General features: G+C 72.3%; 15 protein-coding genes. 10 read left to right on the forward strand and 5 right to left on the reverse strand.

Features of this window, described 5'->3' with window-relative positions; translation table 11 throughout:
- The 7 genes from GUY59_RS19985 to GUY59_RS20015 form a co-directional block, all read left to right on the forward strand.
- The coding region (locus tag GUY59_RS19985) for an ABC transporter permease (RefSeq protein ID WP_161714619.1) at window positions 1-861 on the forward strand (861 nt) is incomplete at its 5' end.
- On the forward strand, window positions 861-1856 hold the full coding sequence (locus GUY59_RS19990) for an ABC transporter permease (protein WP_138199216.1): 996 nt from the start codon (window positions 861-863) through the stop codon (window positions 1854-1856). The genes GUY59_RS19985 and GUY59_RS19990, both read left to right, overlap by 1 nt.
- A complete protein-coding gene (locus GUY59_RS48845) occupies window positions 1853-2662 on the forward strand; it encodes an ABC transporter ATP-binding protein (RefSeq protein ID WP_138199149.1) in 810 nt (269 codons plus the stop codon). The genes GUY59_RS19990 and GUY59_RS48845 overlap by 4 nt, the downstream gene beginning before the upstream one ends.
- Window positions 2659-3471, forward strand: coding sequence for an ATP-binding cassette domain-containing protein (locus GUY59_RS48850; RefSeq protein WP_138199150.1), 813 nt, complete (start codon window positions 2659-2661; stop codon window positions 3469-3471). The genes GUY59_RS48845 and GUY59_RS48850 overlap by 4 nt, the downstream gene beginning before the upstream one ends.
- A complete protein-coding gene (locus tag GUY59_RS20005) occupies window positions 3468-4754 on the forward strand; it encodes an alpha/beta fold hydrolase (protein ID WP_138199151.1) in 1287 nt (428 codons plus the stop codon). The genes GUY59_RS48850 and GUY59_RS20005 overlap by 4 nt, the downstream gene beginning before the upstream one ends.
- Window positions 4751-6106: an aminopeptidase P family protein gene (locus tag GUY59_RS20010; RefSeq protein WP_138199152.1), complete on the forward strand. Its 1356-nt coding sequence runs from the start codon at window positions 4751-4753 to the stop codon at window positions 6104-6106. The genes GUY59_RS20005 and GUY59_RS20010 overlap by 4 nt, the downstream gene beginning before the upstream one ends.
- A complete protein-coding gene (locus GUY59_RS20015) occupies window positions 6103-6993 on the forward strand; it encodes a dihydrodipicolinate synthase family protein (RefSeq protein WP_138199153.1) in 891 nt (296 codons plus the stop codon). Before GUY59_RS20010 ends, GUY59_RS20015 begins: the two co-directional genes overlap by 4 nt.
- Before the next feature lie 39 nt (window positions 6994-7032).
- Here GUY59_RS20015 and GUY59_RS20020 read toward each other — a convergent pair whose 3' ends face one another.
- On the reverse strand, window positions 7033-9105 hold the full coding sequence (locus GUY59_RS20020; RefSeq protein WP_138199154.1) for an alpha-galactosidase: 2073 nt from the start codon (window positions 9103-9105) through the stop codon (window positions 7033-7035).
- 154 nt (window positions 9106-9259) lie between these two features.
- Here GUY59_RS20020 and GUY59_RS20025 point away from each other — a divergent pair, with 154 nt between their 5' ends.
- Window positions 9260-10150 (forward strand): siderophore-interacting protein, encoded by an 891-nt coding sequence (locus tag GUY59_RS20025; RefSeq protein ID WP_171055293.1) that lies wholly within the window; start codon window positions 9260-9262, stop codon window positions 10148-10150.
- A 108-nt stretch (window positions 10151-10258) separates the two neighbouring features.
- Here GUY59_RS20025 and GUY59_RS20030 read toward each other — a convergent pair whose 3' ends face one another.
- Window positions 10259-11134, reverse strand: coding sequence for a hypothetical protein (locus tag GUY59_RS20030; RefSeq protein WP_138199155.1), 876 nt, complete (start codon window positions 11132-11134; stop codon window positions 10259-10261).
- Window positions 11135-11534: 400 nt separating this feature from the next.
- On the opposite strand from GUY59_RS20030, the gene GUY59_RS20035 reads away from it, so the two are divergent.
- Complete coding sequence (locus GUY59_RS20035) at window positions 11535-11858, forward strand: STAS domain-containing protein (protein WP_138199156.1); 324 nt, start codon at window positions 11535-11537, stop codon at window positions 11856-11858.
- Window positions 11859-11908: 50 nt separating this feature from the next.
- Here the strand turns inward: GUY59_RS20035 and GUY59_RS20040 are convergent, their stop codons facing one another.
- Window positions 11909-12487: a TetR/AcrR family transcriptional regulator gene (locus tag GUY59_RS20040; protein ID WP_138199157.1), complete on the reverse strand. Its 579-nt coding sequence runs from the start codon at window positions 12485-12487 to the stop codon at window positions 11909-11911.
- Between the two features lie 330 nt (window positions 12488-12817).
- Window positions 12818-14485 carry an ABC transporter ATP-binding protein gene (locus GUY59_RS20045; protein ID WP_236667321.1) on the reverse strand — a complete coding sequence of 556 codons (1668 nt, stop codon included), beginning with the start codon at window positions 14483-14485 and terminating at the stop codon, window positions 12818-12820.
- 514 nt (window positions 14486-14999) lie between these two features.
- Here GUY59_RS20045 and GUY59_RS20050 point away from each other — a divergent pair.
- Window positions 15000-15185 carry a hypothetical protein gene (locus tag GUY59_RS20050; protein WP_138199159.1) on the forward strand — a complete coding sequence of 62 codons (186 nt, stop codon included), beginning with the start codon at window positions 15000-15002 and terminating at the stop codon, window positions 15183-15185.
- Between the two features lie 57 nt (window positions 15186-15242).
- Here the strand turns inward: GUY59_RS20050 and GUY59_RS20055 are convergent, their stop codons facing one another.
- Window positions 15243-17978 carry a DEAD/DEAH box helicase gene (locus GUY59_RS20055; RefSeq protein WP_171055294.1) on the reverse strand — a complete coding sequence of 912 codons (2736 nt, stop codon included), beginning with the start codon at window positions 17976-17978 and terminating at the stop codon, window positions 15243-15245.
- Window positions 17979-17989: the final 11 nt, after the last annotated feature.

The raw sequence follows: 17989 nt of genomic DNA on the forward strand, positions 1-17989 counted from the left end.
CTGCTGCACGACAAGGCCGCCGTGCTCAGCAGCGCGTTCCTGGCGCTGATCGTGCTGATGGCGATCTGCGCGCCGCTGATCAGCCTGATCACCGGGCACGGCCCCAACGACTTCGACACGGCCGCGGTCGACACCGACCTGGGCGGGGTGCCGCACGGGACGCTGGGCGGGATCAGCGCCGAGCACCCGCTCGGCGTCGAACCGCAGAACGGCCGCGACATCCTGGCCCGCATCGCGTACGGCGCCCGCGTGTCGCTGCTGATCGCGCTCGCCGCGACCGCGCTGACGACGCTGCTCGGCGTGGTGCTGGGCATGCTCGCCGGGTTCTACCGGGGCTGGGCGGACCAGGTGATCTGCCGGGTCATGGACTTCCTGATGGCCTTCCCCGCGCTCATCTTCATGATCGCCATCCTGTCGTCGCTGCCGCAGGGCGACCGGCCGGTGCTGCTGGTCGTGGTGATCAGCGTGTTCGGCTGGCCGTATCTGGCGCGGGTGGTGCGCGGGCAGACGATGACGCTGGTGAACCGGGAGTTCGTGGAGGCCGCGCGGGCCTCGGGAGCCTCCACGGGGGCGCTGGTGTTCAAGGAGATCCTGCCGAACCTGCGCAGCTCGCTGATCGTCATGACGACGCTGGCGGTGCCCGGCTACGTCGGGACCGAGGCGGGGCTGTCGTTCCTCGGCGTCGGCGTCACGCCGCCCACGCCGTCGTGGGGGCAGATGATCGCCTCTTCGGTCGGGTGGTACGCCGTCGACCCGATGTACTTCGCGATCCCCGGCACGTTCCTGTTCCTCACCGTGCTGTCGCTGACCGTGCTCGGCGACCGGCTGCGGGCCGCGTTCGACTCCGGGGAGGCCGCGTGATGGCGCGCTATCTGGCCGGGCGGGCCGCCGGGGTGGTGCTGATCCTCTTCCTGGTGTGCCTGTTCACGTTCATCATCTTCTTCACGCTCTCCCCCGACCCGGCGGTGATGATCTGCGGGAAGACGTGCACGCCCGAGCGCATCGACCAGATCCGCGGCGTCCTCGGCCTCGACGAGCCGTTCCCCGCCCAGTTCCTCGGCTTCTTCGCAGGCATCTTCGCCGGGCGCGACTACGGCGAGGGCGCGAACCTCGTGCACTGCGCCGCGCCCTGCCTGGGCTACAGCTTCCAGACCAACCAGTCCGTGTGGGACATGGTCGTGGAGCGCCTGCCCGTCAGCGCGACCGTGGCGATCGGCGCGGCGGTGTTGTGGTTGCTCATCGGGATCGTCGCGGGCCTGCTCAGCGCGGTCAAGGAGGGCACCTGGTGGGACCGCGCCGCCATGGGCCTCGCGCTCGGCGGCTCCAGCATCCCCAACTACGTGCTGGCGCTGGCCCTGCAGTACGTGCTGGTGGTGCAGCTGCAGGTGCTGCCGTTCCCGCAGGCGGTGCCGTTCTCCGACGACCCGGCGCTGTGGTTCCAGTCGTACCTGATGCCGTGGTTGGTCCTGGCCACCGGCTACGCCTGCCTGTACGCCCGGCTCACCCGCGCGAACGTGATCGACACCCTGGCGGAGAACTTCATGCGCACGGCCCGGTCGAAGGGGCTCAGCCCGGCGCTGACCCTGCGCAGGCACGCCCTGCGGCCGGCGCTGACGCCGATCACCACGATCTTCGGCATGGACTTCGCGGCGCTGCTGGGCGGCGCGCTGATCACCGAGACGGTGTTCGGGCTGAACGGGGTCGGCAAGATGGCCGCCGACTCGATCGCCAAGAACGACCAGCCGGTGATCATGGCGGTGACGCTGCTGGCGGCGTTCTTCGTGGTGATCGGCAACGTGGTGGTGGACCTCGTCTACACGAGGCTGGACCCGAGAGTGAGGATCACGGCGAGATGAGCGATCTGCTGGTCGTAGAGGACCTCACCGTCACCTTCTCCACCGCGCGCGGCCCCGTCGACGTGGTCAAGGACGTCTCCTTCACCGTCGGCAGGGACGAGACCGTCGGCATCGTCGGCGAGTCGGGCTCCGGCAAGTCGATGACCAGCCTGGCGATCATGGGCCTGCTGCCCAAGGGCGCGACGGCCCGGGGCACCATCCGGCTGGACGGCGCCGACGTGCTCGGCGCCTCCCCCAGGGAGCTGCGGCAGCTGCGCGGCGACCGGATGTCGATGATCTTCCAGGACCCGCTGTCGTCGCTGAACCCCTACTACACGGTCGGACTGCAGATCGAGGAGCTCTATCGCGCGCACCGCGGCGGCTCGCGCGCGGCGGCCCGTGAGGTCGTCGTCGGCGCGCTGCGCCAGGTGGGGCTGCCGGATCCGGAACGGCGGGCGGGCCACTACCCGCACCAGTTCTCCGGCGGACAGCGTCAGCGCATCATGATCGCGATGGCGCTGGTGTGCTCGCCCTCGCTGCTGATCGCCGACGAGCCGACCACGGCCCTCGACGTGACCGTGCAGGCACAGATCCTGCGCCTGCTGGCCGACCTGCGCGAACAGAGCGGCATGGGCATGGTGTTCATCACGCACGACCTGGCCGTGATCAGCTCGATCGCCACCCGCGTGCTGGTGATGCGGCGCGGCGAGCAGGTCGAGTACGGCACCGCCGAGCAGGTCTTCGCCGAGCCCCGCCACGACTACACCCGGATGTTGCTCGACAGCATCCCCCGCATCGACGACCCCCTCGACGAGGTGAGCGCATGACGCTGCTGCGCGCGAAGGACCTGACCAAACGCTTCGTCTCCCGCGGCCCGCTCGGCGCGAAGACCGCCTTCACGGCCGTCGACCGGGTGAGCTTCGACGTACGGCTGGGCGAGACGCTGGCCGTGGTGGGCGAGTCGGGCAGCGGCAAGTCGACGACCGCCAGGATGATCGCCAAACTGCTGGAGCCGAGCGAGGGCACGCTGGAGTTCGAGGGCGAGGACGTCACCCGCGCGAAGGGGCCGGCGCTGGCCCGTTTCCGCGGCAACGTCCAGGTCGTCTTCCAGGACCCGTTCTCCTCGCTCAACCCGCGGCACACGGTGGAGCGCATCCTCATGGCGCCGCTGGTCTACCAGGGCATCGCGCCCCACGGCAGCCGCCGCGCCCACGCCAAGGAGCTGATGGAACGCGTCGGGCTCGACCCCGACCACTCGCTGCGCTACCCCGCGCAGTTCTCCGGCGGGCAGGCGCAGCGCATCGGCATCGCCCGCGCGCTGGCCGTCAACCCCAAGCTGGTGATCTGCGACGAGGCCGTCTCCGCGCTCGACGTGTCCGTGCAGGCGCAGGTGATCGAACTGCTGCGGCGGTTGCAGCGCGAGAGCGGCTTCAGCTACGTGTTCATCGCCCACGACCTGGCCGTGGTGCGGCAGATCGCGCAGCGCGTCGCCGTGATGAGCAAGGGCCGGATCGTCGAGCTGGGGACGACCGCACAGGTGTTCGGCGACCCCCAGGACGAGTACACGCGCACGCTGCTGGCGGCCATCCCGCGCATCGATCCGGAATGGGAACGCCGCAGGAGGGAGAGGGCTTGATCACCGCGACGTACACGATCCCCGGGATGCGGATGCGCGACCACGTGGTCGAGGTGCCGCTCGACTGGTCGGACCCTGGGCCGGCGATCAGGGTGTTCGCCCGCGAGGTGGTGGACCCGGCCCGCGACGCGGAGGACCTGCCGTGCCTGCTCTACCTTCAGGGCGGGCCCGGCGGCAAGGGGCCGCGCCCCACCGGCACGTCGGGCTGGCTCGGGCAGGCGCTGGAGACGTACCGGGTGATCCTGCTCGACCAGCGGGGCACGGGCCGCAGCTCGCGCGTCGACGGCCGGATGATGAGCGCGCTCAGCCCGCGGGAGGGGGCCGGCCACCTGGCCCTTTTCCGCGCGGACTCGATCGTGGCCGACGCCGAGCACCTGCGCACGACCGTGTTCGGCGGGCGGCGCTGGTCGACGCTGGGACAGAGCTACGGCGGCTTCCTCACGCTGACGTACCTCTCCCGCGCGCCCGGCGGGCTGAGCGCCTGCTACGTGGCGGGCGGGCTGCCCTCGCTCGACCCCGACGCCGCCGAGGTCTACCGGCGCACCTATCCCCGGGTGGCCGCCAAGAACGCGGCGTTCTACCGCCGCTACCCGCACCACGTGGGGACCACCGGCCGGCTGGCCGACCAGCTGGCCACCGGAGACGTGCGGCTGCCCGACGGCGACACCCTCACCGTGCGGCGGCTGCAGTCGCTGGGCGTCGACTTCGGCATGAAACCGGGCTTCGAGCGCATGCACTGGCTGCTCGACGAGGCCCGATCCGACGGGCCGGGCGAGCCGACCGAGACGTTCCTGCACCAGGTGCTGGCGCGCTCCTCCTACGCCGACAACCCGCTGTTCGCGGCGTTGCAGGAGAGCATCTACGGCTCGGGCCCGGGCGCGACGGCGTGGGCGGCCGAGCGGGAACGCGCCCGGCATCCCGCCTTCGCCGAGGGCGCCCGGCCGCTGCTGTTCACCGGCGAGATGATCTACCCCTGGATGTTCAGGGAGATCCGCGCGCTGCGCCCCTTCGGCCCGGCCGTCGAACTGCTCGCCGAACGTGCCGCGTGGCCGCCGCTGTACGACCTGGACCGGCTGGCCGCCAACGAGGTGCCGGTGGCCGCCGCCGTCTATTTCGACGACATGTACGTCGACGCCGGCCTGCAACTGGACACCGCCGCCCGGGTCGGCAACACCCAGGCGTGGGTCACCAACGAGTACGAGCACGACGGCATCGGCGACGACCGGGTCTTCGCCCGGCTGACAGGGCTCGTCCGCGACCTAGGAGGAGGAACCACCCCATGACCGACGGCCGGTTGCCCAAGCTGACGGAGATCCCCGCGTTCGCCGCGTACATCGCCGAGGGCTGGGACTCCCCCGCCCGGACGCCCGCGCTGGAGCCGGGCGCGGCCGAGGCCGCCGCGGCCCACCGGGCCAGGCTCGCCGCCGCGCTTCCCGGCACGACCGCCGTCGTGGCGGCCGGCCGGGCGCCGGTGCGCAGCAACGACACCGCCTACGACTTCCGGGTGGACAGCGACTTCTACTGGCTGACCGGCTGCGCCGTGGAGAACGCGGTGGCCGTCGTCTCGGGCGGCGAGGCCACGCTCTACCTGCCTGCGCCCGCGCGCCCCGGCGAGCAGGGCTTCTACGCCGACAGCGCCTACGGCGAGCTGTGGGTCGGTCCCTCACCGTCCCTGGACGAGTGGGCCGGGGCGCTCGGGGTCGAGGTGCGTGCGCTGCCGGGGTTCGCCGGGCCGCCGGACGGCGCGCTGCTCGCGGGACCGGGCTGGGCGCACCCGTCCGGGGAGCTCGGCCGGGTGCTGGCCGAGCTGCGCATGATCAAGGACGACTGGGAGACCGCCCGGCTGCGCGAGGCCGTCGACCGTACCGTGGAGGGCTTCGCCGCGGTGCTCGCCGAGCTTCCGGCCGCGGTCGCGGGCGGCGGCGAGCGCTGGCTGCAGGGCACCTTCGACCGGTATGCCAGGACGCACGGCAACGGCCCCGGCTATGCCACCATCGTCGGCGGCGGCGCGCACGCCCCCACGCTGCACTGGGTGCGCTGCGACGGCCCGGTCAGGCCAGGCGAGCTGCTGCTGCTCGACATGGGCGTGGAGGTGCGCAGCCACTACACCGCCGACGTCACCCGCACCTTCCCCGTGTCCGGCTCCTACTCCCCCGCCCAGCGGCAGGTGCACGACCTGGTCGAGCGGGCGCACCGGGCCGGGCTGGCGCAGGTGGCGCCGGGCCGCCGCTTCACCGACTTCCACCACGCGGCCATGGAGGTCATCGCGCGCGGGCTGCACGACTGGGGGCTGCTGCCGGTCTCGGTGGACGAGGCCCTGTCGGAGCGCGGCCAGCACCACCGGCGCTACCTGGTGTGCGGCATCGGCCACCACCTGGGCCTGGACGTGCACGACTGCGCGCGGTCCCGCCCCGAGGCGTACCACGGCGCGCGGCTGGCGCCCGGCATGGCGCTCACCGTCGAACCCGGACTGTACTTCCACGCCCACGACCGCACGCTCCCACCGGAGCTGCGCGGGATCGGCGTGCGGATCGAGGACGACCTGCTGGTCACGGCGGGCGGCGCGGAGAACCTCTCAGCCGCCCTGCCCATCGACGCGAGCGGGCTGGAGAACTGGAACAAGGAGAAGTCATGATCGCTCCCGTCTGGCACGGCGTGCACGTCGCGACCGCGCTGCCCTTCAACGACGACCTGTCCGTCGACTACGACGGTTACGCCGAGCACGTGCGGTTCCTGGCCGAGGGCGGCTGCGACGGCGTCTGCCCCAACGGCTCGCTCGGCGAGTACCAGACGCTCACGGACGACGAGCGCGCGCGCGTGGTCCGCACCGCCATCGAGGCCGCCCCCGGCGGTTTCCACGTCATGCCGGGCGTGGCCGCCTACGGCGCGGCCGAGGCGCGGCGCTGGGCCGAGCAGGCGGCCGAGGCGGGCGCCGCGTCCGTGCTGCTGCTGCCGCCGAACGCCTACCGCGCCGACCGGGAGGCCGTGGTCGGCCACTACCGGGAGGTCGCCAGAGTGGGGCTGCCCGTCGTGGCCTACAACAACCCGCTGGACACCAAGGTGGACCTCACCCCCGGGCTGCTGGCCGAGCTGCACCAGGAAGGGCTGATCGTCGCCGTCAAGGAGTTCACGGGGGACGTGCGCAGGGCGTACGAGCTGGCCGAGCGGGCGCCCGGGCTCGACCTGCTCATCGGGTCGGACGACGTGCTGCTGGAGCTGGGCATCGCCGGGGCGGTCGGCTGGATCGCCGGCTACCCGAACATGATCCCGCGCTCCACGGTCGAGCTCTACCGCCTGGCCACCGCCGGCGACCTGGACAAGGCACTGCCCGTCTACCGAGACCTGCACCCGCTGCTGCGGTGGGACTCCAAGACAGAGTTCGTGCAGTCCATCAAGCTGTCGATGGACCTGGCGGGGCGCAAGGGCGGCCCCTGCCGCCCGCCGCGCACGCCGCTCCCCTCCGAGCAGGCGTCCCGGATCGCCCACGACACGCGGGAGGTGCTGGCGAAGGGCTACCGATGACCCTTCACCCGCCCCTCGGCCGCGGGAGGGCTCCCTGCGCTAGGCCCGCTCGACCTCGATGATCAGCGCCGAGGCCGGCCGCAGTGCCGGCGCGGGCAGCCCGACCTCGCCGAGCACCGGGCCCGGCAGCCGCACCGGGGCGGCCGTCCACCCGGGCAGCCCGGCCCTTTCGGGCAGCGGCCCCGCCACCCGTACGTCGTAGGAGGCCGCCGGGTCGAGACCGGGCAGCCGCAGCGGGGCGGGCCCGATGGCGAGCCGGGTGGTGAGCTGCGCGAACGCGAACACGCCACGCTCGGGCGTCACCACGCCGTGCAGCAGTGCCGACGGATCGGGGTGGTCGGCGCGCACCACCCGGCCACCGTGCAGCACCGGGCGCAGCCGCTTGTGCAGGGCGATCCACGTGGCCAGCTCCCGCAGTTCGGCCTCGCTCGCCGAGGTCAGGTCCCACTCGACGCCCATGTGCCCGAACAGCGCGGTGGCGGCGCGGAAGGCCAGCGGCAGCCGCCGCATGGAGCCGTGGTCCTTCGGCGCGCCCACGTGGCAGCCCAGCCGCTCGGGCGGCACCAGCAGCCCCGTCCAGCGCTGGATGGCCTGCCGGTCGAGCGCGTCGTTGCTGTCGGAGGTCCACACCCGGTCGGTGCGGGCCAGGATGCCGTAGTCGACGCGCGCGCCGCCGGACGAGCACGACTCGATCTCCAGCCCCGGATGGCGGCGGCGCAACTCGTCGATCAGCCGGTAGGCGGCCTCCGTCTGCGCGTGCACGCCCGGCACGCCGGCGTGCACCGGCTCGGCGATGTCGCGGTTGTGGTCCCACTTGATGTAGTCGAGCGCGTACTCGCCGATCAGGGTGTCCAGCCGCTCCAGCAGGTACGCGTACGCCTGCGGCCTGGCCACGTCGAGCACCTGCTGGTTGCGCTGCGGCGGCGGCATGCGCTCGGCGTGGCCGAGGATCCAGTCGGGATGCTCGCGGGCCAGGTCGGAGTCGGGGCTGACCATCTCGGGCTCGAACCAGAGCCCGAACTGCATGCCGAGCTCGCGCACGCGGTCGGCCAGCGGGTGCAGGCCGTCCGGCCACACGCCCTCGTCGACGTACCAGTCGCCGAGCCCGGCCCGGTCGTCGCGGCGGTTCCGGAACCAGCCGTCGTCGAGCACGAACCGTTCGATCCCGGCCGCCGCGGCCCGCTCGGCCAGTTCGAGCAGCCGGCCGAGGCCGTGGTCGAAGTAGGTGGCCTCCCAGTTGTTGAGGGTGACGGGCCGCACCGGCAGCGGGCCCTCCGCGCGCAGGTGGTCGTGCAGCCGGCCGCCGGCATCGTCGAGCCCGCCACCCGACCAGGTGAAGAACACCCGCGGTGTACGGTAGCTCTCCCCCCGCGCCAGCACGATCTCCCCGGGCTCGAGCAGTTCGCCCGCGGCCAGCAGCGCCGGCCCCTCGGGCAGGCGCTCGGCGTGGTGCAGATGGTTGCCGCTCCAGCCCGCGTGCACCCCCCACACCTCGCCGGAGCGGAAGCCGAACCCCGCGGTCCCGGCCACCAGCAGCCCGGTGCCGTCGTGCCCGGTACGGCCCCGCCGGCTCTCCCTCGACCACACGCCGAACCCGAACGCCCGGCGCTGCGGCGTCTTCTCCATCGCCCACCGGCCGGTGAAGTCGAGCAGCTCGCCCGCCCGCGGCGGCACCGGCAGCGAGCAGGTCAGCCCTTCCAGCCGGTAGGGGGAGGCGGCGGTGTTGGTCACCGTGTTCCGCATCGTCACCAGGCCGCGGGCGTCCATGGCCAGCTCGCTCACCAGCGCGAGCCCGGCCCTGGCGTCGGAGGCCTCGACGGTCACCGTGCCCCCCGCGCCGGGGGTTGCCGTCACGTCGACGCGGCCGAGGCTCCACCGGACCGGCCAGTGCTCGCCGTCCCTGCCACCCGACAGGCCCGGCCTGCCGTACCAGCCGTCTGCCTGGGCGGGCAGCAGCGGCGGAGCGGGGGCCAGGGACGCCAGCACAGGCTCCAGCGCGGGGCCGTCGGCAGGCCCCAGGCCGGCGCCGAAGTGCAGCACGCGCGGAAGACCTGGGCCTGAGCCGTCGAGCACCAGGGCGACACCCGCGGCGGAAAGGATGTGGGGGGACACGTCGGCCTCCTCGACTCGGGCAGGCGCGGGCAGGCGCTGGCCGGCGCCCGGCGACCTTCAGCGGTACGACGCTATCGGAGCGGCCGCGGCTGGCCATACCGGCCCTGATCGGTTAGGTTAGGCTCACCTAATAAAGATCGGAGAGTGCACGGGGATGATCGAGCCGTATCGCATGTTCAACGTACGGGTGGACCGGCTTGAGCGGTTGAGCCCGTCCTTCCTGCGGGTCACCTTCCAGGGCGACGACCTGCGCGTGTTCGCCGACAACGGCTACGACCAGCGACTCAAGCTGATCCTGCCGGTGCCGGAGCACGGGCTGGCGTACCTGCCGGCCGGTCCCGACTGGTACATGCGCTGGCGGGAGCTCGACGACGACAAGCGCAACCCGATGCGCACCTACACCGCCAGGCTGGTGCGTCCAGAGGCGGGCGAGGTCGATGTGGACGTGGTCATGCACCCCGACGGCGGCCCGGTCGCGCGGTGGGCGGAGCAGGTCCGCCCCGGCGACGTCGCGGCGCTCTTCGGCCCCGACGCGCGCTACGAGGGCACGCACGGCGGCCTGGAGTTCCGCCCGCCCGCCGGCACCGGCTGCGTGCTGCTGGCCGGGGACGAGACCGCGGTGCCGGCGATCTGCGGCGTCCTGGAGCGGCTGCCCGCGCAACTGGCGGGCGAGGTGCTGATGGAGGTGCCCGGCGAGGACGACTTCCTGCCGGTGGACACCGCCGCCTCGGTCAAGGTGACCTGGCTGGCCAGGAACGGAGGCAAGCGCGGCGCGGACCTCGTCCCCGCCGTACGGGCCGCCGCCGGCCGCCTGCTGCCCCCGCTGCCCGTGCCCGACACCTTCGACGACGTGGACGTGGACGCCGAGGAGCTGTGGGAGGTGCCGCAGGAGGAGCCGCCGTCGTACGGGCCGCTGTACGCGTGGCTGGCCGGAGAGGCCTCCGTCATCCGGACCCTGCGGCGGCACCTGGTCGCCGAACGCGGCATGGACCGGCGCACGGTGGCCTTCATGGGCTACTGGCGCGAGGGCCGCGCCGAGAACTGACGACCACCCGTGCCGTCCACCCGTGCCGTCCACCCGTGCCTTTCACCCGTGGGCCGGCGGGCCCTCCGGTCACGCGGTGAAGAGCCGTCACCGGAGGCCGGGCGCCGGTCAGTGGAGTTCTCGGGAGCCCGTGGCGGCGAGCACGATGCGCAGGTCGTCCTGGGAGGGCGGCCTGGTCCAGGTCAGCCCGGGCCCGCCGGAGGCGATCAGGCGCGGGGCGACCTCGCGCATCAGCGCCTCCAAAGTGGCGTCCGGCTGCTCGGCCAGGGCCTTTTCGCAGCGGTCGAGCACCCGGGCCAGATCCAGCATCATCGTGTTCACGCGCCGGCCAGGCGCGCCGTCCGGCCCAGCCGTACGGTCCTTGAGCGCCGCCGTGGCCGGCCCCGCCGCCTCGGGCACCTGCCTGCCGTTGACGTGCGCCGGGCCCTCGCCCCGCGCCACGGAAGGCTCGCCGAGCACGGTCACCTGCACCGCGCCGAGGCTCTCGTCGACCGACCGGCCCACGACGCCCTCGGCCTGACCGGCGCACACGATCTCACGCACCGCCTCGGTGAAGCGCGCCGGGTCGATGTCCCCGCCCTCTCCGCTCAGCCGGCCGGGGCGCAGGTGCAGCACCCCCGGCCGCTCGTCCCCCGCCAGCCGGTCGATCAGCGCCGCCACCGTGTCCTGCGGGTCGTGCAGCGCGGCGTCACCCCGTGCCGCGAACCCGTCGGCGAGCAGGTGCAGCGAGATCAGCCGCGGCGGGTCGTACGTCGTGAGCACCGCCCGCTCGCCGTCGACGGCCAGGCGGTTGCCTCCGTCGTTGTAGGCGCGCAGGCCCTCCATGAACGCCGCCTCGGCCTCCGGCGCGAGCCGGAGCTCCCAGCCCCACTTCCGCTCCACCTCGAACTGACCGGCGGCCTCGACACCCACGATGTCGCGGCGGAGCCACCAGACCACCATGCCCACGACGATGGCGGCGGGCACTGCGACTGCGATCCACACTGTTCTTTGCTTTCCCTCGTACCTTATCGGGTAGCAGCGTAGTGTGATCACGCCCGACAAATCACCTAATTTCCGCAAAATGAAGCTGCTCGTACCCGCCGCGAGCCCTGCCGCGCACCGGGTCGTGGCCTCGCCCTGAGCTGCCCAAGTACCCAGCGGGGACCCGGCCGGCCGGAGCCGCTCCCCTAGGGTGGGGAATCTTCGATCTGGTAATCGGAATTGTTTTCCTTGGGGTTTCTCTTTTCCCCCGAAACACCACAAGACCCCGAACGAGCGACGCCGGACCTGTACACTCCACCCGAAACGCACACGAAACTGCGTGTAACGCGAATACGACGTCCGCGTGTACGGCAAGGGCGGGTCCGCGCCACCGGCGGGGACAGCTCTGGAAAGAGCACGGATGGACCCACTGCGTCTCATCACCAGCCGCCACAACGGCACGGTGACCGTCAGCGTCTCCGGTGAGCTCGACATCGCCACCGCCGAGGCGCTCCGCGGGCGGTTGACCCGGCTGCTACAGGAGGCCGGTGGTGTGCACCGCGGCACGCTCAGCCTGGTCGTCGAGGTCAGCGGGCTGTCCTTCATCGACGCGGCCGGCCTCGGCGCCCTCGTCTCCGCCCGCAACCAGGCCATCAGCCAGGACACCCCACTGCGCGTCACGGGCGCACCACCCTCCATGAGGCGGCTGCTGCGCATCACCGGCCTGGACGCGCACCTCACGTGAACGCCCGGCCGCCGCGCGGCGAGGAACGCCCCCTCCGCGCCGGCGGCTGATCAGCCGATGGCCCGCATGCCGTCGCAGACCACGTCCGCCATCCGCACCCGCCCGTTCCTGGACCGTGCTCTCCGCTCGGCGACCAGGCAACCGCGAAGCAGGTCGGCCACGTCCCGGCCGGTCAGCCCCGGGCGTACCGCACCCGCCCGCTGCGCCCGGGCGAGCAGCCGGTCGACGGCGGCGGCGAAGTCGTCCTCCAGCGTGGAGCCCGGCCGTAAGGCCACCCAGGAACCGCTCTCCAGCATGGCGCAGAGCGCCTGGTTGGCGGCGGCCTCGTCGACGACCTTCGTGAACCAGCCGAAGAACGCCCTGCCCGGGTCCTCGGCGGTGGCCAGGGCGCGGGCGTCGGCCACGAATCGCTCGATCCGGCCCAGCAGCACCGCCTCGATCAGCGCCTCCTTGGTGGGAAAGTGCCGGTAGACGGTGCCGACCCCGAACCCGGCCCGCCGGGCGATCTCGTCGAAGGAGATCGTCAGGCCGTCACCGGCCAGGGCCTCCTGCGCGATCTGCAGCACCCGCTCCCGGTGGCGCCGGGCGTCGGCGCGCAGCGGCCGGGCCGAGCTGTGGTCGTCGCCCATCAGATCCGTCGGGTGGGCTGCCGCACGCCCCGGCAGGGTCGCTGGTGCGCCGGTGCGGCTCCCGCGACCGCGGCGGGCAGGGCTCGCCCGTCACCGGCCTCGGCCGGGGAGAGCGGGAAGCCGCTCCCGTCAGGCGGTGCAGGAGTCACGGGCTGAACCTGTCTTCGACGCGGGGGGAGTGCCTCCGCGCTGCCGGGCGCGACGCGGGGAGAGCCCGGTGATTCTATCGGCCGCCCGCTGCGGCGGCGAGCCGGGCCCGGAACCACGACACCCGCCCCGTAGGGCGGGTGTCGCGGGCCGGGGCAACCATCCGGCGGGTCAAGGAGGGGCTCAGCATCGCGCCGGGGAGCGCCTGCCGCGGACGCCGACGCGCTTGAGCCGGATGCGCTCCGGTCCTGGCACCGGCTCCAGTTCCACCGTGCGTGCGCCTTCGGGCACGTGCCGCGGGTCATGCGTGATCATCAGCGTCGTACGCCCTGCCATGAGCCGCCGCAACGGCTTCATGACCTGCGCCGCCGTGGCGGCGTCCAGCCCGGTCATGGGCTCGTCGAGCACCAGCACCGGCGCGTCGCGCAGGATGGCCCGGGCGATCGCGATCCGCTGCCGCTGCCCGCCGGACAGCAGCCGGCCCCGTTGCCCGACCGGCGTGTCGTAGCCCTGAGGCAGCACCTTGACGAAGTCGTGCACGCCCGCCGCCTCCGCGGCCCTGATGACCTCGTCGAGCGAGGCGCCGGGCCGGCCGTAGGCGATGTTGTCGCGGACCGACCCCGAGAACATCAGCGTCTCCTGGTGCAGGATCGTGATGTTCTCGCGCAACGACTCGCGCGTCAGGCCCCGCATGTCGGCGCCGTCCAGCAGGATGCGCCCGGCGTCGGGGTCGTAGAAGCGCAGCAGCAGCTTGGCCACCGTCGACTTGCCCGCTCCGCTGGGCCCCGCGATGACGACGACGTCGCCGGGATCGGCGGTGAACGACAGGTTCCGCAGCACCGGACGCGCGCGTCCCGGGTAGGCGAAGCCCACCCGCTCGAACGCGATCCGCCCGCGGCTCCTGCCCGCGGGCACGGCGCCGGGATCGTCGGTGACGGTGGCTTCCGTCCGCAGGATCTCGATGACCCGGTCGGACCCGGCCGCCGCCTCGGACACCGTCAGGGCCAGTTCCCCCAGACTCTGCACGGCCGGGTACAACATGGCCAGGTAGGCGGCGAAGGCGAGCAGCCCGCCGATGGTCAGCCGGCCCGCGGCGATCTCCCACGCCCCGAACCCGAGGATGACGATCAGGCAGATGGTCTCGATGACCTGCACGGCGGGGCCGTACAGGCCGGACAGCCAGGCCTGCGCCATGTTGGCGCGCAGCCAGTTGCGGCCCTCTCCGTGCAGGCGCCGCGACTCGTCGCCCTGCCGGTTGTACGCCTGCACGAGCGGCTGGTTGGCCAGCCCCTCCTCCAGGACGCTGTTCATGACGCCGTTGCTGTGGCGCTCACGCGCCGCGGCGCCCCTGAACCTGCCGGCGAACACCTTGGAGACCACCAGGAACGCCGGGATCAGGGCCATCGTGATCAACGCGAGGTCCCACCGGATGAAGAAGGCGGCTCCCGCGAAGAAGATCACGCTGGCGACCGTGGTGACGGCTTTGACCACACCGGATCCGACGAGTTCCTCGATGGCCTCGACGTCGTCGGTGAGCCGCGCCATCAGGTCGCCCAGCCGCCGCTTCTCCGAGAACTCCGGCGCGAGCGTCTGAAGGTGGGCGTAGATCCGGTCGCGCAGCTTCAGCAGAAATCGTTCCGCCCCGAGCGCGGTGACGTACGTCCCGCCGAAGGACGCCGCCCCGGCGACCGCGGCGAGCCCGAGCCAGCTGAACGCGGGGGTCCAGAAGGCGGCGAGCTCCTTGGTGGTGAGCACTTCGTCGGTGATGTGGCCGAACAGGCGGATCGCGGCGACCTCGCACAGCGCGGCGACGACGGCGAGGACGACACCGGCCGCGAATAGGCGGCGCAACCCGCGAGTGTCCGGCCAGAACTCGCGGAATGTGCGGCGAATGGAAATCGCCGGAGCGAGCTCGCGGCCGGAGACAGAGAATGAGAGCCGGCGGCTGTGCCGCCGGCTCTCAGCGGGGCGGTTTACCACCCCCAGCCCCACCAGCGGCGACGACGGCATCCGCCGCACCAGCGGCGACGACGACGCCTACGGCATCCCCATCCGAGCTGGTGGCCGACCTGTGTGAACTGCGTGCTAGCCATGATTCCTCCCCCGTTGGCTAACTTGCACAAAACGGACACTAGCACCCGAATTGCGATATAGCACGGCATATTCACCATTTAAAAGAGACTTGACCGGAGAATCCCGCCGAGAACGGCACTTCGCAACGCCGTTAAATCTCGTGCAAACGAGATAATGGCCTAGCAGACGTCAGCCGAAAGTCAAAGATGCTTCTGAGAACTGGTTCCAAGGTGCATACGGGCCGATACTTTGGTTCGATGATCCGGCCGCCCCGGGCTGGGATCGTCGAGGCATGGCATTCCTCGGCGTTCTCCTCATGATCCAGGGCTTCGGCGGCCTCATCGCCGGTTTCTTCTTCGACCGCGACTTCGGCCTGCTGCACCTGGTGCTCGACGGCGGCGCGCTGACGGCCGCCAGCATCGTCGCGGGCCTGCTGGGCCTCGCGCTCACCGTGGTCGGCGCCCGCGCCGAGAAGTAGCCGGGCATGGCTCGCGGCATCCGCGCGGCCCGGTGGGAGCCCCGCGCGGCCGGACGCTCAGGTGAGCGAGGAGTAGGCCACCACGCCGCGCCGCATGGCGTCCATCGCCTTCACCGACGTCTGCTTGATCTTGCTGCCCTGCGGCGCCGCGTTCCCCAGCTGGCCCAGCAGGTCCATCAGCTGCTTGATCCACCGTACGAAGTCACCGGCCGCCAGCTCGTTGCCGTTGACGCCTTCCATGAGCACCGCGTCGAGGCTGTGGCCCCTGGCCCAGCGGAACGCGGCCCACGCGAAGCCCATGTCGGGCTCCCTGATCGTGGACAGCCCGTGGTCTGACTCGATAGCCTCCAGCTCGCCCCACAGCCGCGTCATCGACGTCAGGGCGTCCTGCGCCCGCCCCGCCGGGATCTTTGGCCTGCGGGCGTCGTCGGCCGCCCGCGACTCGAACACCAGCGCCGACACGCACGCCGCCAGCTCGCCCGGGTCGAGCTCCTCCCACAAGCCCATCCGCAGGCACTCGGCGGTGAGCAGGTCGAGCTCGGTGTAGATGCGGCCCAGCCGCCGGCCCTCGTCGGTGACGGACTCGCCGTCGAGGTAACCCAGCTGCTCCAACACCGCGCAGATGCGGTCGAACGTGCGGGAGATGACATGGGAGCGGCCCTCGACCCGGCGGCGCAGCCCCTCGGTCTCGCGCAGCAGCTTGTGATAGCGCTCGGCCCAGCGGGCATGGTCTTCCCGCTCGTCGCAGCCGTGGCAGGGGTGCTGCCGGATGCGCCGGCGCAGCTCGTTGACCTCGTCGTCCTCCACCGCGTGGTCGCGGGCCCTGGCCGGCTTGCCCAGGTCTCGGTCGCCGATCTTGGCCAGCAGCGTGGAGACCAGGTTGGCGCGCTCCTTGGGCGAGCGGCCGTTGAAGTTCTTCGGGATGCGCAGCTTCTCCAGCGGCTCGACCGGCACGGGGAAGTCGGCCGGGTCGAGCTTCTTGACCTGTTTGCCGATCGTCAGCACCAGCGGGCTCGGCCCGGCGCCGGCGGCGCGGCCGCGCGGGTTGCGGCCCGGGTCGAGCACGATCGCCAGGCCCGCCCTGCGCCCACCGGGCACCCGGATCACGTCGCCCGGCTGCAGCGCCTCCAGCGACCGCACGGCGGCGGCCCTGCGGGCGGCGCCACGCTGCCGGGACAGCTCGGCCTCACGGTCGGACAGGCGGCGGCGCAGCGCCGCGTATCCGGGGAAGTCGCCCAGGTGGCACGTCATGGCCTCCTGGTAGCCCTCCAGCGCCTCCTCGTGCTTGCGCAGCTGCTTGGCCAGCCCCACGACCGCCCGGTCGGCCTGGAACTGCGCGAACGACTCCTCCAGGAGCGTGCGGGCACGCTCTCTGCCGAACTGGCCGACGAGGTTGACCGCCATGTTGTAGGAGGGCTGGAAGCTGGAGCGCAGGGGATAGGTGCGGGTGCCGGCCAGGCCCGCGACCGACAGCGGGTCCATGCCGGGCTGCCACAGCACCACGGCGTGGCCCTCGACGTCGATGCCGCGCCGCCCGGCCCGCCCGGTCAGCTGGGTGTATTCGCCGGGGGTGAGGTCGGCGTGGGTCTCGCCGTTCCACTTGTCGAGCTTCTCGATCACCACGCTGCGGGCCGGCATGTTGATGCCCAGGGCCAGCGTCTCGGTGGCGAACACGGCCTTGACCAGCCCGCGCGTGAACAGCTCCTCCACGACCTCCTTGAAGGCCGGCAGCATGCCCGCGTGGTGCGCGGCCAGGCCCCGCTCCAGGCAGTCGCGCCATTCGAGGTAGCCCAGCACCGCCAGGTCCTCGTCGGGCAGGTGGGCGGTCCGCTCGTCGACGAGCTGCCTGATCTCGTGCCGCTCGCGCTCGGTGGTGAGCCGGATGCCGGCGTACAGGCACTGCTGCACGGCCGCGTCGCAGCCGGCGCGGGAGAAGATGAACGTGATCGCCGGCAGCAGCCCCTCGGCGTCGAGCTTCTCGATCACCTGCACCCGGTCGGGCGCGCGCGAGCGCTGCGGCCTGCCGTAGCCGCGCCTGCCCCGCCCGGCGGTCAGCCGCTCGGCGTCGCGCGTCACCCGCATCAGCGTGGGGTTGATGCGCGGCGTCAGGTCGTCGCTGACGAACATGTCGTAGACGCGGTTGCCGACCATCATGTGCTGCCACAGCGGCACCGGGCGGTGCTCGTCGACGATCACCGTGGTGTCGCCGCGCACCTCGCCCAGCCACTCGCCGAACTCCTCGGCGTTGCTGACGGTCGCCGACAGCGCCACCAGCCGGACCGACTCGGGCAGGTGGATGATGACCTCTTCCCACACCGCGCCGCGGAAGCGGTCGGCGAGGTAGTGGACCTCGTCCATCACGGCGAACCCCAGCCCGGCCAGCGTGGCCGAGCCGGCGTAGAGCATGTTGCGCAGCACCTCGGTGGTCATGACCACGATGGGGGCCTCGCCGTTGACGCTGTTGTCGCCGGTCAGCAGGCCCACCTTGGCGGTGCCGTAGCGCTTGACCAGGTCGTTGTACTTCTGGTTGGACAGCGCCTTGATGGGGGTGGTGTAGAAGCACTTGAGGCCCTGCTCCAGCGCCAGATGGACGGCGAACTCGCCGACGACCGTCTTGCCCGACCCCGTGGGCGCCGCCACCAGGACGCCGTCACCGGCCTCCAGGGCACGGCAGGCGTCCAGTTGGAAGTCGTCGAGGGCGAAGTCGTAGAGGCCTCGGAACGATGTGAGAGCGGCCCCGTCGTTCCCGTGTTTCTGACGGAAGGCCGCATAGCGTTCCGCTGGCGTTGTCATACCCGTCAGCC

Source organism: Nonomuraea sp. K271 (assembly GCF_009908215.1).
In the GTDB taxonomy this organism is placed as follows: domain Bacteria; phylum Actinomycetota; class Actinomycetes; order Streptosporangiales; family Streptosporangiaceae; genus Nonomuraea; species Nonomuraea longispora.